This is a genomic window from Janthinobacterium woesei (genome assembly GCF_051380875.1).
In the GTDB taxonomy this organism is placed as follows: domain Bacteria; phylum Pseudomonadota; class Gammaproteobacteria; order Burkholderiales; family Burkholderiaceae_D; genus Janthinobacterium.
The window spans coordinates 67294-80263 of the sequence record NZ_JBNYXW010000010.1 but is presented as its reverse complement, the minus strand read 5'-3'; the positions used below and the strand labels follow the sequence as shown (position 1 = coordinate 80263).

Genomic DNA, 12970 nt, shown 5'->3' with positions numbered 1-12970 from the left:
CGTTATTGCGGCGTGCCGCGCACGTCGAATTCCACTTTCCAGCGCTCGGCGCCGTCAAGGGAGACGGCCAGCAGCTCCAGGGTTCCCGCTTCCGTCACGCGCGCGTGCAGTGTGACCTGCACCACGTCGCCGGCCTGGCGGCCTTCGGCAGACAGGGTCGCCTGGATTTCGCTCAGCTCCTGCAATTCATCGGGGCCCCAGAAATCGAGCAAGTCGCCGATCTGGTCGTTGCGCCGCGTGGACGAGGCGAAGAAGCGGAAGTGCACGGGTTCGCCCACCACCAGGCCGAATTGCTGGCCCGGCAGTTCCAGTTCGCTGCCTTCTTCCATGCCGAACGGCGCCACGCACAGGGCCTGGATCGGCGGTTCCATGCCGGGGATGGCCGGCATGGCCGATTCGATGGCCACGTAGAACGCGCTGGCCGTGCCGCCGCGGATGCGCACGCCATGGCCGCGCCGCACGTAGCTGTAATACGCCGCACCGCGCGCCACGGCCAGGTCCAGGTCGGCCCCGGCCAGCATGCGCGCCCCTTCCGCGCCTTCCAGGTACAGCCAGTCGTTGACAGTGGCCATGATCCGCTGCACCAGCAGGTCGGACTTGAAGACGCCGCCGTTGAACAGCACGGCCGTTGGATGCAGGAAGCTGGCGCCGTCCATCTGGCGGCCGGCGAAGCCTTCCAGCTCGCTTGTTGCCGCCACTTGCCGGCCCAAAAAGGCGGCCAGGTGGCGCGTGATGGCCGCGTCCTGCGCATACGGCAAGCCCAGTTGCGTCAGGCCGGCGCGCGTGCGCACTGTCGGGCGGCTGGACGCTTCCACCTGCGGGAAGAAGCCGTCGAGGATGAAGGTGGAGACCTCCGCGCGCGTCAGTTCCGTGCGGATCGAGCCGCCGATCAGCTTCGAGCCACGGCTAGGTACGACGATGGGCGCTGTTTCCAGGCTGCTCTCGGCCAGCAGGCTTTCCTTGGCGCTGCGGCAGCCGTAGGTCAGCGCGCGCATTTGCCAGGCGTCAAGCTGGGTGCCGTTGGCGGCCAGCTTGCGCGCCACCAGGTGCGCCAGGGCCAGGTCCATATTGTCGCCGCCCAGCAGGATGTGTTCGCCCACGGCCACGCGGTGCGGTTCGAGCACGCCGCCCTGTTCGAGTACGGCGATCAGCGAAAAGTCGCTGGTGCCGCCGCCCACGTCGATGACTAAAATGATGTCGCCCGGCTTGACTTCCTTGCGCCAGCGCCCTTCGCTGGTCTGGATCCAGCTGTACAGGGCCGCCTGCGGCTCTTCCAGCAAGGTCAATGCGGTGTAGCCGGCCGCCTGCGCCGCTTCCATCGTCAATTCGCGCGCGGCCGGGTCGAACGAAGCGGGAATCGTCACGGTGATTTCCTGCTGCGCGAACGGCGCTTGCGGGTGGGCGTTGTCCCAGGCTTGGCGCAAGTGCGTCAGGTAGCGCGTGGCGGCAGTAATCGGCGAAATGCGTGCCACTTCCGCCGGTGCGTCGTTGGGCAAGATGGCAGCGCGGCGGTCCACGCCCGGGTGGCACAGCCAGCTTTTCGCGCTCGAGACCAGGCGGATCGGCGTGGTGGCGCCACGGCTGCGGGCCATTTCGCCCACCACGAATGGCGCTTCGGCTTCCTGCGTGACCCAGGGCAGGGCCAGGTCGCCCGCCGCCACTTCATCGGCGTGCGGCAGGTACACAAACGATGGCAGTAGTGAAAGGTCTTCGACGGTGCCTGGCGCCGACAGTTGCGGCACTTTCAGCACGCCGTGGCTGGACTTTTCGCCGTCGCTTTCATCGAGGTTGACATAGGACAGGGCACTGTGGGTGGTGCCCAGGTCGATGCCGATGGCGTAGCGGGGGCTGTTGTTGATTACGTCGCTCACAGTTCCACCTCGGCCGGGGCCAGGATGGCGGCGTCGTGCTGCTCGCTCAATTTTGGCAGGCGCACGCTGGCTGCGCGCCAGCCGCGATGGCTCAAGGTGCCCGTAAATGGCGCCGAGCCGACCACGTTGCCCGTCAGGCGCACGCTGGCCGGGTCAAAACCATCGTGCAGCACGATGCGGCTGCCCTCGGCTTCCTGGCGCACCGGTTCGATGCTGAAATAGTCGCGCATGACCTTGGCGCAGCCTTCATGCACCACGCGCGCGGCCGCGCCGATGTCGGCATCGGCATGGCTGCCCAGGTTTTCCTGGGTAAAGTCGATCAGGCGCGCTTCGCGCTGCAGCAGTGCCAGCAATTGCAGGGCGGCATCCGGCGTGGCTTCTTTCAAGATGACGGGAGCGGCGGCCGGCGTCGGCACGGGGGCCACCGGCGCCACAGGTGCGGCCTCGGGCAGTGACAGCTTTTCCACGCGGGCCGCATAGGCGGCGTCCGACAGGGTGCTGAAAAAGGCGCCAAAGGCCAGCGGGACTCTGCGCCAGAACGATGGGTGGGACGATGATGTGCTCATGGGAACTCGTTTCTCTGATCTGTAGGGAGGCGTCGGCGGTGCGGGGTGGCCGGGCCGCTTCGCAAGGTGGTGCATGCGCCGGCCCTGTTGCACAGGCGCCGGCTGGCGTTTGCCCGCATGATACCAGTTACGGCGCCGGCGCCAAAGTTGCAGCGGCCTCCCACTGCGGCAAAAAGTCCGCATTTTTATTGCGCTAGCGCAAGAGAACAGTGGATAGACGTGTCTTTCGACTAAAATCGCCCCTTGTTTTTTCCTCATGGTTTTCATGTGGCAATAAGCTTGGCGCAAGCAGGGCCTTCATCTTGACAAGAGGACTACATGAACAAGCGCATGACATTGCTGGCATTGGCTGGTCTCATTATCCTGGCCGGTTGCGGCAGCAAGGGCGAGAGCGGCGGCCAGTCCAGCGCCGCGCGCCTCGACGGCAAGGAAAAGGGCAGCCAATTGCTGGCCTATGAGCATAGCGTCAGCGTCGACGCGCACGAGGCGCAAGTGCGGCCCCTGTATGAAAAAGTGCTGGCCGCCTGCAAGGCCGATACGGAAAATGGCTGTCTGCTACTCGATTCCAGCCTCGACAGCGGCCGCTATGTGCACGCGCGCATCAGCATGCGCGCCAAGCCGGCGGGCATCAAGAAGCTCGTCGCGCTGGTCTCGGCCGAAGGCGAGGTCACCAGCGAGGGCACCAAGGTGGAAGACCTGGGCCGTCCTGTGCTCGATAACAGAAAGCGCCTGGAAATGCTGAAGCAATACCAGGCCCAGCTGCAAGACCTGGAACAGCGCTCGGCTGTGAATGTCGATGCCCTGATCAAGGTGAGCAAGGAACTGGCCACGGTGCAAGTCGAGCTGGAGCAGGCGACGGCGGCCGATGCCCTGTTGATGCAGCGCATCGATACGGACTTGCTGAACGTGGCCATCAGCGCCGAAGGCAAGCATTCGTTCTGGACGCCCATCAAGCGCGCGCTGGGTAATTTCACGGAAAACCTGTCGGCAGGCGTGGCTAACGCCATCACGGCCATGGCGTATATCCTGCCGTGGCTGCTCGCTTTCGTGCTGCTGTTCCCGCTGGGGCGCAAGGGCTGGCGCCGCCTGCGAGGGGCGCCGCGCAAGGACTAACTGCGCGCGCACCGTTCTACGGCAAAAAGACCCCGGCTGCACAGTCCTTGTGCAGCCGGGTTTTTTTTCGGGCGGCAATGTCGTGCGTGCACCACGGCGTGGCGCGTGCACCATGCCCGCTGGGCAAAGATGCTGGCATGCATTCTGCTTTAACAACAATGTATGCCCTTGATTGACACCCACGTAACCACCACAGGAGTCCCCATGTCACGACGCATCATCCTGAAAGCGGCAGCCGCAGGCGCACTGGCCCTGGCCACCTCCACCTTTACGCAGGCAGCCTTTGCCGCCGACACGATCAAGGTGGGCATCTTGCACTCCTTGTCGGGCACCATGGCCATCTCTGAAACGTCGCTGAAAGACGTTGCCCTGATGACGATTGCCGAAATCAATGCCAAGGGCGGCGTGCTGGGCAAGAAGCTGGAAGCCGTGGTGGTCGATCCCGCGTCGAACTGGCCATTGTTCGCGGAAAAAGCGCGCCAGCTGGTGGCGCAAGACAAGGTTGCCGTGGTGTTTGGCTGCTGGACGTCGGTGTCGCGCAAATCGGTCTTGCCGGTCTTCAAGGAACTCAACAGCCTGCTGTTCTATCCCGTGCAATACGAGGGCGAGGAGCTGGAAAAGAATGTGTTTTATACGGGCGCCGCACCGAACCAGCAGGCGATCCCGGCCGTGGAATATCTGCTGAGCAAGGATGGCGGCGGGGCCAAGCGCTTTGTGCTGCTGGGTACGGATTATGTGTATCCGCGCACCACCAACAAGATCCTGCGCGCCTTCTTGAAAAGCAAAGGCGTGAAGGATAGCGATATCAGCGAGGTCTATACGCCATTCGGCCACGCCGACTACCAGACCATCGTCGCCAATATCAAGAAATTTTCCACCGGCGGCAAGACGGCCGTCATTTCCACCATCAATGGCGACTCGAACGTGCCGTTCTACAAGGAATTGGGCAATGCCGGCCTGAAAGCTACCGACGTTCCCGTGGTGGCGTTTTCCGTGGGCGAGGAAGAGCTGCGCGGCATCGATACCAAGCCGCTGCTGGGCCACCTGGCCGCGTGGAATTATTTCGAATCCGTCAAAAATCCCGTCAACACGGCCTTCATCAAGCAGTGGAAAGCCTATGCCGTGGCGCAAAAGTTGCCGAACGCGGGCTCGGTGGTGACGAACGACCCGATGGAAGCGACCTACGTGGGCATCCACATGTGGGCGCAAGCCGTGGAAAAGGCGAAATCGACGGATACGGACAAGGTGATCGCCGCCATGGCGGGCCAAAGCGTCAAGGCGCCGTCCGGCTTTACCCTGACCATGGATGCGACGAATCACCACTTGCACAAGCCCGTGATGATCGGCGAGATCAAGGCCGATGGGCAATTTAATGTCGTGTGGAAAACCAGGGAACCGATCCGCGCCCAGCCGTGGAGCCCGTTTATCAAGGGCAATGAGGGCAAGCAGAAGCTGTAGAGCGACGCCTGCCGCTGCCGCTGCCGGGTTTGCGTCCGGTGGCGTTGACCATCAACGTTTTCCCGGGATATCAATGAGGCTATTCACATCGCTGCTGGCCGTCGCCTGCCTGTGCCTGTCGTCCTTGGCGCAGGCGGTCATCCCTGCCGGCCTGTTGACACCGCTGGCAGGTGACGACCCTGAAGCCCGCGTGGCCGCCGTGGCGCAGATTGCCGCGCTGGCCACGCCGGACGCGGCCCGCTTGCTGCAAGCCTTGCAGGACGAGGCTGTCTATGCAACCCCCGACGGCAAGCTCTACATCGTTGACGGCGAGCAAGCCTATGATCCATCGACTGGCCAGCAACTGGCCGTGCCCGATGGCATCGACGGCGTGATAGTCAACAACCGCTTGCGCGCGGCCGTGGCGGGCGCCATGTCGGGCCTGACGCTGCTGGCGCCGGAACGGGCGCAAAGGCTGGCGGCCGCGCAGCAGCTGCAACAGTCTGTTGATCCTGCACAAATTCCCCTGATTCGCAAGGCGCTGGCGCAAGAAGGCGATGGCGAAATCCGGCAAATCCTGCAAGTGCTGATCGCCAGCGCCAACCTGCATGCGCCGGACGCCGCCACGCGCAAGCAAGCCGTGCAGGCATTGGCGGGCAGCAGCGATGCGCGCCTGCTGCCGGTATTGCAAGCCATGCTGGAAAAGGGGGCGGACGGCCGCGCGCACGAACCGGACCAAGCCGTGCAGCTGGCCGCCATCGAGACCTTGCGCCAGATCAAGGGCAGGGTGGCGCGCATGGAATTTGCCGGCAATGTGTTTTACGGCATCTCGCTGGGCAGCGTGCTGCTGCTCGCTGCGCTGGGGCTGGCCATCACCTTTGGCTTGATGGGCATCATCAACATGGCGCACGGCGAATTGCTGATGATAGGCGCCTACACCACGTATCTGTGCCAGCTGTTCTTCCGCAGTTACCTGCCGGGCATGCAGGATTGGTATTTGCTGGCCGCCTTGCCGGCCGCTTTTTTCGTCGCCGGCCTGGTCGGCGTGCTGCTGGAGCGCACGGTCATTCGCTGGCTGTACGGGCGGCCGCTGGAAACCCTGCTGGCCACCTGGGGCATCAGCCTGATCCTCATGCAGGCGGTGCGTACCATCTTCGGCGCGCAAAACGTGGAAGTGGCCAATCCTGCCTGGATGTCGGGCGGCGTCACGGTGCTGGGCGGCCTCGTGCTGCCCTACAACCGGCTGGCCATCATCGCCTTTGCCATCGTTGTCGTGGTGGCCGTGTGGCTGATCCTGAACAAGACGCGCCTGGGTCTGTTCGTGCGTGCCGTCACACAAAACCGCCGCATGGCCGATTGCGTGGGCGTGGCCACGGGCAAGGTCGACATGCTGACCTTCGGCCTCGGTTCCGGCATCGCCGGGCTGGGCGGCGTGGCCCTGTCGCAGCTGGGCAATGTGGGGCCGGACCTGGGGCAAAGCTACATCGTCGATTCCTTCATGGTGGTGGTGCTGGGCGGCGTGGGCCAGCTAGCCGGCACCGTGATCGCCGCGCTGGGCCTGGGCGAAGTGAATAAATTTCTCGAACCGGTGGCGGGCGCCGTGCTGGCGAAGATCGCCATCCTGGTGTTCATCATCATTTTCATCCAGCGCCGGCCGCAGGGGCTGTTTGCCATGAAGGGACGCAGCGTCGAATGATGACCTCCATCACAAGGAAAGAAGGCTTGTTTACACGGCCTGTCTGGATGGCGATTGCCGCCTGCACGGTGCTGGCGGCAATCTTGCCGATTTTCAATTTGATCTTTGCCGAAGGGCATGCGCTGCATGTGTCCGCCTACACGGTGGCGCTGGTGGGCAAGTTCATGTGCTACGCACTGGCCGCGCTGGCGCTGGACCTGGTCTGGGGCTACACGGGCATCTTGTCGCTGGGCCATGGCGTGTTCTTCGCGCTGGGCGCGTATGCGCACGGCATGTATCTGATGCGCGCCATCGGTGAGCAAGGGCAATACCACAGCAGCTTGCCCGACTTCATGGTCTTCCTGGACTGGAAAACCTACCCCTGGTACTGGGCGTTCACCGAGCATTTCTGGTACTGCATGGCCCTCGTCGTGCTGGTGCCCGGCGTGCTGGCCTTCGTGTTTGGCTACTTTGCCTTTCGCTCGCGCATCAAGGGCGTGTATTTTTCCATCATCACGCAGGCGATGACGTATGCCTTCATGCTCTTGTTCTTCCGCAATGACACTGGCTTTGGCGGCAACAATGGCTTTACGGACTTCAAGACCATCCTCGGCCATAGCGTCACGGCGCCCGCCACCAAGGCGGTGCTATTCCTGCTGACCCTGGCCATCCTGATCGCCGCGCTGGTGGGCGCGCGCGCCATCGTCACCTCGAAGCTGGGCCGAGTGCTGCAGGGCGTGCGCGACAGCGAAGCGCGGCTGATGTTCCTGGGCTACAACCCGCTATGGTTCAAGCTGTTCGTCTGGACCCTGTCGGCCGTGCTGTGCGGCATCGCCGGCGCCCTGTACGTGCCGCAAGTGGGCATCATCAACCCGTCTGAAATGTCGCCCGCCAATTCCATCGAAATGGTGGTGTGGGTGGCCGTGGGCGGACGCGGCACCCTGATCGGCCCCATCCTGGGCGCCTTCACCGTCAACGGCTTGAAAAGCTGGTTTACGGCTGCCTTGCCGGAACTGTGGCTGTTCGCGCTGGGCCTGCTGTTCATCGGTGTGACCCTGTTCATGCAGCAGGGTATGCTGGGCGTCTTGCGCAAGCTCAAGCGGCGCAAGACTGCCGCGGTGGCAGAGGAGGCAGCATGAGCATCCGTATGTTACCCGGCCTGGCCAGCGCCGAAGCTGGTCCGTCCTATGCGCGCGTCAAGGGGGAAGGCGTCGATACGAGCCACGGCGCCATCCTGTACCTGGAAGACATCTGCGTGTCGTTTGACGGCTTCAAGGCCATCAATAAGCTGAGCCTGGATATTTCCGTGGGCGAGTTGCGCTGCATCATTGGCCCGAATGGGGCGGGCAAGACGACCATGATGGACGTCATCACCGGCAAGACACGCCCCACGTCCGGCTCGGCCTGGTTCGGCCAGACGATGAACCTGGCCACGATGACGGAAGCCGAGATCGCCCACGCCGGCATCGGGCGCAAGTTCCAGCGCCCCACCGTGTTCGAACAGCACACGGTGTTCGACAACCTGGAACTGGCCATGAAGATGGACAAGCGCGTCGCGCCCACGCTGTTTGCCCGTTTGACGTCCGAGCAGGAAGGCAGGATCGAGGCCATTTTGCAGTTGATACGCCTGGGTGGCCAGGCGGCGCGGCTGGCCGGGCTGCTGTCGCACGGGCAAAAACAATGGCTGGAAATCGGCATGCTGCTGATGCAGGAACCGCAGCTGATCTTGCTCGACGAACCCGTGGCCGGCATGTCGGACGCGGAAACGGCGCGCACGGCTGAATTGCTCAATGAATTGCGCGGCAAGCATTCGATCATGGTGGTCGAGCACGACATGGGTTTTGTGGCGGAAATTGCGCAGCAAGGCATCGTCACCGTGCTGCATGAAGGGGCTGTGCTGGCGCAAGGGCGCATGGACCAGGTGCAGGCCGACGAGCGCGTCATCGAAGTCTATCTGGGAAGGTAATAAGGGGAGATCACAGACTATGCTCGAAGTGCAACAACTAAATCAATACTATGGCTCCTCGCACACCTTGCGCGGCATCAACCTGTCGGCGCGCAAGGGCGAATGCCTGGCCTTGCTGGGACGCAATGGCGTGGGCAAGACCACCTTGCTCAAGTGCCTGATGGGCGTGCTGCCCGTGGCGCAGGGCACGGTGGCCTTCAACGGGCGCGACATCACCAAACTGGCGCCGCATGCGAGAGCGAAGCTGGGCATCGCCTATGTGCCGCAGGGGCGCGACATCTTTGCGCGCCTGACGGTCGAGGAAAACTTGCTGATGGGCATGGCCGTCAAGCGGGGGCGGCAGGCATCGCGCATCGATCCCCACGTGTATGAGCTGTTTCCGGTGCTCAAGGAGATGCTGCAGCGGCGCGGCGGCGATCTGTCCGGCGGGCAACAGCAGCAGCTGGCCATTGCGCGCGCCTTGCTGGCCGAGCCGCAGCTGATCATTTTTGACGAGCCGACAGAAGGCATCCAGCCGTCCGTCATCAAGGATATCGGCCGCGTCATTTCCTTGCTGAAACAGCGCGGCGACATGGCCATCGTGCTGTGCGAGCAGTATTTTGACTTCGCCCGCGAGCTGGCCGATGATTTTATCGTCTTGTCGCGCGGCAAGGTGGTGGCCAGCGGCACGGCGGCGCAGATGGATGGCGAGGAGGTGAAGCGCCACCTGGCCGTGTAGCCATCACACCAACTGGTACCAGCCCAGCACGGCGCCGCCCGCCAGCAGCCACAGCAGGTGAATCTTCGTGCGCCAGATGAGGATGCCGGCCACGATGGATAGGCTCCACACGGGCCAGTCGGTGCTTATATGATGGTTGGCGCCGCCCAGGATCAAGCCGGTGGAAATCAGGAGGGCGACGACGATGGGCGCCATGCCTTGCTTGAAGGCACGCACGGGGCGCAGGTCGCGGTTGCGGTAGCCCCAGCTGGCCGCCATGTAAGTGAGCGTCGTGCTGGGCAGCATGATGCCCACCATGGTCACCAGCACGCCCAGGTAAGCTGCCGCGTAGCTGCCCGCATTCATGCCGACGTTCCAGCCCATCAGGGCGACGAACAGCACGTTGGGGCCGGGCGCGGCCTGGGCGATGGCGATTGATTCATTGAATTGCGCCTGCGTCAGCCAGCCATGCTGTTCCACCAGGAAACGGTGCATTTCGGAGGTGGTGGAAATGGCGCCGCCGATCGACATCAATGACAGCATCAGGTAATGGCCGAACAGGTTCAGCCAGTCCGCCGTGCTCAAGACCAGTTGCAAGGGCGGCGTCATGTGGACAGCTTTCTGTACGTCAACACGCAGCCGATGCCGCCCAGACCCAGCAGGATGTAGATGAGGGGCCAGCGCAGCACGGCCACCATCAGCACGCCCAGCACGGCCAGCGGCAAGGTCAGCCACAGCGGCAGCGGATGCTTGCCCAGCGCGGCGGCCAGTTTCATGCCCGTGGCGGCGATCATGCCGGCCGAGACGGCCGCCATGCCGCGCAGGGCGCCCGCCACTTGCGGGTTGCCGCCAAAGCGCGTGTACAGCACGCCCAGCACCAGCACGATGACGAGGGGCGCCGCCAGCATGCCGGCCAGCGCCGTCAGTGCCCCTTTCAAGCCGAAATAGCGTCCGCCCACCATCAGCGACAGGTTAACCACGTTGGGCCCGGGCATGATTTGCGCCACGGCCCAGTCTTCCAGGAATTCCTCCTGCGTCATCCAGCGCTTGCGTTCGACCATCTCGCGCTGGATCACGGCCAGCACGCCACCAAATCCCTGCAGTGCCAGCCAGGTGAACGAGAAGAACAGGTCGGCCAGCGAGGCGGGCTGCGGACGGGGAAGGTCAGGTTGGGCGGTATGGGGCGAGGGCATGGCTGATTATCGCCGTCGCCGATTGCGCTTGTCCATCGCTTTCGGCGCCGCTGCCGCTTGCAAGGTAGCTACACGGTGGCGGCAAGAAAAAACAGCGGCGCATGTTTGCCTGCCATTGACTTCGGGAATTTATCAGCAATACTTTATCGGCAATACTGCCGCAGTCCCTGTCCGCGTCGGCGCCCGGGTGCTCCCCGTCGCGCCTTGTCCGCCCTTTTGTCCTTCGTCGCAGGAGTTGTTCACTATGCTTAATTCCCAAGAAACGTTGCATATGCCCTTGAAGAGCGCGGCGCAGCACGCCCGTGTTGATCAGAAGATGTGCGATATCATCAACCTGGGCATCGCCGTGCAAGCCGCCTTCAGCACATTGTGTGCGTTGGAATACCTGAAGTCATACAATATCGACCCCGAGTTGATCGAGCGCGTGCTGCTGCATCCGGAGCAGTGCCGCCAAGTGCTGGACTGAGTAGTTGCGGCGGCTGTGTTGCTGCTGGCCACGCATGCATGTTATCGAATTGATTACTATTGCTCAGTTATGCACAAATGATGAGTTGGCGAAATTGGTGAAATAATTTTCACGTGATTATGTGTGAGTTTCTAAGTGCTTGATTTTATTCTATTTTATTTTTGCTGTTTGATTGAGCAGTTTATTGAAAGCCGCACGGGCTGTGGCTTTGAGGCCTGTCAATAGGCGCTTATCCACAAAGATATCCACAGTCCGTGTGGATATCTGAAAAAGCGCTTAACAATCCGCTACTTAGCTAATTTCAACACATCCCCGCGCGCGATGTAGCGCTGCGGAGGGCAAAAACAGCGTCTGAAACAAGGCTGTATGCCCATCCAGTGCTCTTGCTGGATAACTAAAAGTAAGGGCAGAGGTTCAGGGTGTGCCACCAGGCGCCGGCGCGGTGGAATCGCCGCGCTGGGCCAGGGCGGCGGCCAGCTCGGCCACCTGCTGCTGGGCTTCGCGCAAGGTGGCATAGGTGCGCAGCGAAGCGATCACGGTGGTAAACAACTTGCGCGTGGTCAGGTCGGTCTTGCACCAGAAATCGTTGATGTCGTAATCGATGATGATGCGGTGTTCGAGCGCCTGGCCCGGCTGGCCCGTGCGCAGGATGATGCGCACGGCGCTGTTGTGCAGTTCTTCGCGGATCTGGCGCGCTACTTGCAGGCCCGCATCCTGGGTTTCCATGATGACATCGAGCAGTACCACGGCGATATCGGGCGTGCTGCGCAGCATGGCGAGTGCCTCGGCGCCCGAATACGCATGCAAAAAGCTCAGCCTACGCCCCTGGAAACTGGCCTGGCTGAGGGCAAATTTGGTGACCACGTGCACGTCGACATCGTCGTCGACGATCAGCACGCGCCATGGCGGCGGCGCGCTGGCTGGCTCGGACGCATTGCCGGCCTGCTCCAGCGGCTCATCCATCAGCCAGTCGGGTTCATCCGCCGCCTTGGCGGGACTGTCGCTATCCATATTCATGCATTTTCCAACGTTGATCGTGCTCGCTCACTCCACACTATGCCAGTCCGCCGGGTTTGTCAAAACAATGCTGTTCCGGCAAGGGCGCGCAGGCCTATGGCTGCCGCTGCGCCACAAAATATATTTTCATGTGATGCGGAAACTTTGCTCTGGCGCAAATCCATGATTGTAAGTCATTGATTTCATTGGGGTAAAAAAATGCCTGTGAAATCAGCAAATTGTTGAAAGCCGCATCAATACTGGCGTTGCGGCTTGTCAAGAGGGGCTTATCAACAACTTTATCCACAGTTGCTGTGGATATCTTAAAAAGCCGTGCAAAAACCGTGGCTTAGGACAGGAACGTGAGGCAGGGCGCGAACGCTCATGCGGCCATGCCTTTTCCCGTCAGTGCGGCAAACGCGTGCAGGAAACGCTGCTTGGCTTCGGCCGGACCCATGACATCGATTATACCGGGCAAGGGGGCGATGCCGTCAAGGTAGGCCCAGCGCTCGGTCGAATGGGGCATCAGGTCGCGCTTTTCCGTGGCCAGCGCGATCAGGTCGGCCTGCTTGATGGGCGCGTAGTCGGAAAAGTCGATGCCATACGTGGCGGCGATGATGGCGCTGACCTTGTCTTCCAGCGCGGAAAATTCCGGCAGCAGCACTTTCAGCGGTTTCACCATGTCGCCCAGATACGCTTCGGCCGCATCGTGTAGCAGGGCGGCCAGGCGCAAGTGGGGCGGCACGAGGCTGGTGACGATCAGGCTGTGTTGGGCAATCGAGTAAAACACTTGCGTTTGCCCATTGAAACGGCACTGGTACGCGAGGCCGTGGGCGATATCCTCGATGGCGACGCGGTCGATATGCGGGCGCAGGGGATAAAAGCGGTTGCCGGAAAAGGTTGAAACGTAGTCGGTGGTAATCATTGCCATGGTCGGGCCGCTTGCGATATTCGGATGGCCCATCGTACACCGGATGGCGGCGGCCTGCC

General features: G+C 62.4%; 13 protein-coding genes. 7 read left to right on the top strand and 6 right to left on the bottom strand.

Annotated features, from left to right (window positions below):
* Positions 1–2: 2 nt before the first annotated feature.
* A complete protein-coding gene (locus tag ACQ4W6_RS13190; RefSeq protein ID WP_436567632.1) occupies positions 3–1871 on the bottom strand; it encodes an Hsp70 family protein in 1869 nt (622 codons plus the stop codon).
* Entirely contained in the window at positions 1868–2437 is a 570-nt protein-coding gene (locus ACQ4W6_RS13185; protein WP_436567631.1) for a DUF2760 domain-containing protein, read from the bottom strand. Before ACQ4W6_RS13185 ends, ACQ4W6_RS13190 begins: the two co-directional genes overlap by 4 nt.
* 318 nt (positions 2438–2755) lie before the next feature.
* Here ACQ4W6_RS13185 and ACQ4W6_RS13180 point away from each other — a divergent pair, with 318 nt between their 5' ends.
* The 6 genes from ACQ4W6_RS13180 to urtE all read left to right on the top strand — a co-directional run bounded on the left by ACQ4W6_RS13180 (position 2756) and on the right by urtE (position 9346).
* Positions 2756–3550, top strand: a complete 795-nt coding sequence (locus ACQ4W6_RS13180; protein ID WP_436567630.1) for a DUF4349 domain-containing protein — start codon at positions 2756–2758, stop codon at positions 3548–3550.
* A gap of 204 nt (positions 3551–3754) precedes the next feature.
* Entirely contained in the window at positions 3755–5008 is a 1254-nt protein-coding gene (gene urtA / locus ACQ4W6_RS13175) for an urea ABC transporter substrate-binding protein (protein ID WP_436567629.1), read from the top strand.
* A 73-nt stretch (positions 5009–5081) separates the two neighbouring features.
* Positions 5082–6683 carry an urea ABC transporter permease subunit UrtB gene (gene urtB, locus ACQ4W6_RS13170; protein ID WP_436567628.1) on the top strand — a complete coding sequence of 534 codons (1602 nt, stop codon included), beginning with the start codon at positions 5082–5084 and terminating at the stop codon, positions 6681–6683.
* Complete coding sequence (gene urtC / locus ACQ4W6_RS13165) at positions 6683–7801, top strand: urea ABC transporter permease subunit UrtC (protein WP_436567788.1); 1119 nt, start codon at positions 6683–6685, stop codon at positions 7799–7801. Before urtB ends, urtC begins: the two co-directional genes overlap by 1 nt.
* Positions 7798–8628 (top strand): urea ABC transporter ATP-binding protein UrtD, encoded by an 831-nt coding sequence (gene urtD, locus ACQ4W6_RS13160; protein WP_436567627.1) that lies wholly within the window; start codon positions 7798–7800, stop codon positions 8626–8628. Before urtC ends, urtD begins: the two co-directional genes overlap by 4 nt.
* A 19-nt stretch (positions 8629–8647) precedes the next feature.
* Positions 8648–9346, top strand: a complete 699-nt coding sequence (gene urtE / locus ACQ4W6_RS13155) for an urea ABC transporter ATP-binding subunit UrtE (RefSeq protein ID WP_436567626.1) — start codon at positions 8648–8650, stop codon at positions 9344–9346.
* 3 nt (positions 9347–9349) lie between these two features.
* Here the strand turns inward: urtE and ACQ4W6_RS13150 are convergent, their stop codons facing one another.
* Together ACQ4W6_RS13150 and ACQ4W6_RS13145 are read right to left on the bottom strand one after the other, a co-directional pair.
* Positions 9350–9934 carry a chromate transporter gene (locus tag ACQ4W6_RS13150; RefSeq protein WP_436567625.1) on the bottom strand — a complete coding sequence of 195 codons (585 nt, stop codon included), beginning with the start codon at positions 9932–9934 and terminating at the stop codon, positions 9350–9352.
* Positions 9931–10518: a chromate transporter gene (locus tag ACQ4W6_RS13145; RefSeq protein ID WP_436567624.1), complete on the bottom strand. Its 588-nt coding sequence runs from the start codon at positions 10516–10518 to the stop codon at positions 9931–9933. The genes ACQ4W6_RS13150 and ACQ4W6_RS13145 overlap by 4 nt, the downstream gene beginning before the upstream one ends.
* On the opposite strand from ACQ4W6_RS13145, the gene ACQ4W6_RS13140 reads away from it, so the two are divergent.
* Positions 10517–10984: a hypothetical protein gene (locus ACQ4W6_RS13140; protein WP_436567623.1), complete on the top strand. Its 468-nt coding sequence runs from the start codon at positions 10517–10519 to the stop codon at positions 10982–10984. The genes ACQ4W6_RS13145 and ACQ4W6_RS13140 overlap by 2 nt on opposite strands.
* A gap of 414 nt (positions 10985–11398) precedes the next feature.
* Here the strand turns inward: ACQ4W6_RS13140 and ACQ4W6_RS13135 are convergent, their stop codons facing one another.
* Together ACQ4W6_RS13135 and ACQ4W6_RS13130 are read right to left on the bottom strand one after the other, a co-directional pair.
* Positions 11399–12001, bottom strand: coding sequence for a response regulator (locus ACQ4W6_RS13135; protein ID WP_436567622.1), 603 nt, complete (start codon positions 11999–12001; stop codon positions 11399–11401).
* 361 nt (positions 12002–12362) lie between these two features.
* Complete coding sequence (locus tag ACQ4W6_RS13130) at positions 12363–12911, bottom strand: phosphohydrolase (protein ID WP_436567621.1); 549 nt, start codon at positions 12909–12911, stop codon at positions 12363–12365.
* Between the last annotated feature and the right edge of the window lie 59 nt (positions 12912–12970).

Excerpts from the sequence above, each read along its gene's own strand:
- ACQ4W6_RS13135 (WP_436567622.1), bottom strand. The coding sequence starts at position 12,001 with ATGAATATGGATAGCGACAGTCCCGCCAAGGCGGCGGATGAACCCGAC.
- urtB (WP_436567628.1), top strand. The coding sequence starts at position 5,082 with ATGAGGCTATTCACATCGCTGCTGGCCGTCGCCTGCCTGTGCCTGTCG.
- urtC (WP_436567788.1), top strand. The coding sequence starts at position 6,683 with ATGACCTCCATCACAAGGAAAGAAGGCTTGTTTACACGGCCTGTCTGG.
- urtA (WP_436567629.1), top strand. The coding sequence starts at position 3,755 with ATGTCACGACGCATCATCCTGAAAGCGGCAGCCGCAGGCGCACTGGCC.
- urtE (WP_436567626.1), top strand. The coding sequence starts at position 8,648 with ATGCTCGAAGTGCAACAACTAAATCAATACTATGGCTCCTCGCACACC.
- ACQ4W6_RS13185 (WP_436567631.1), bottom strand. The coding sequence starts at position 2,437 with ATGAGCACATCATCGTCCCACCCATCGTTCTGGCGCAGAGTCCCGCTG.
- urtD (WP_436567627.1), top strand. The coding sequence starts at position 7,798 with ATGAGCATCCGTATGTTACCCGGCCTGGCCAGCGCCGAAGCTGGTCCG.
- ACQ4W6_RS13140 (WP_436567623.1), top strand. The coding sequence starts at position 10,517 with ATGGCTGATTATCGCCGTCGCCGATTGCGCTTGTCCATCGCTTTCGGC.
- ACQ4W6_RS13130 (WP_436567621.1), bottom strand. The coding sequence starts at position 12,911 with ATGGCAATGATTACCACCGACTACGTTTCAACCTTTTCCGGCAACCGC.
- ACQ4W6_RS13180 (WP_436567630.1), top strand. The coding sequence starts at position 2,756 with ATGAACAAGCGCATGACATTGCTGGCATTGGCTGGTCTCATTATCCTG.
- ACQ4W6_RS13145 (WP_436567624.1), bottom strand. The coding sequence starts at position 10,518 with ATGCCCTCGCCCCATACCGCCCAACCTGACCTTCCCCGTCCGCAGCCC.
- ACQ4W6_RS13150 (WP_436567625.1), bottom strand. The coding sequence starts at position 9,934 with ATGACGCCGCCCTTGCAACTGGTCTTGAGCACGGCGGACTGGCTGAAC.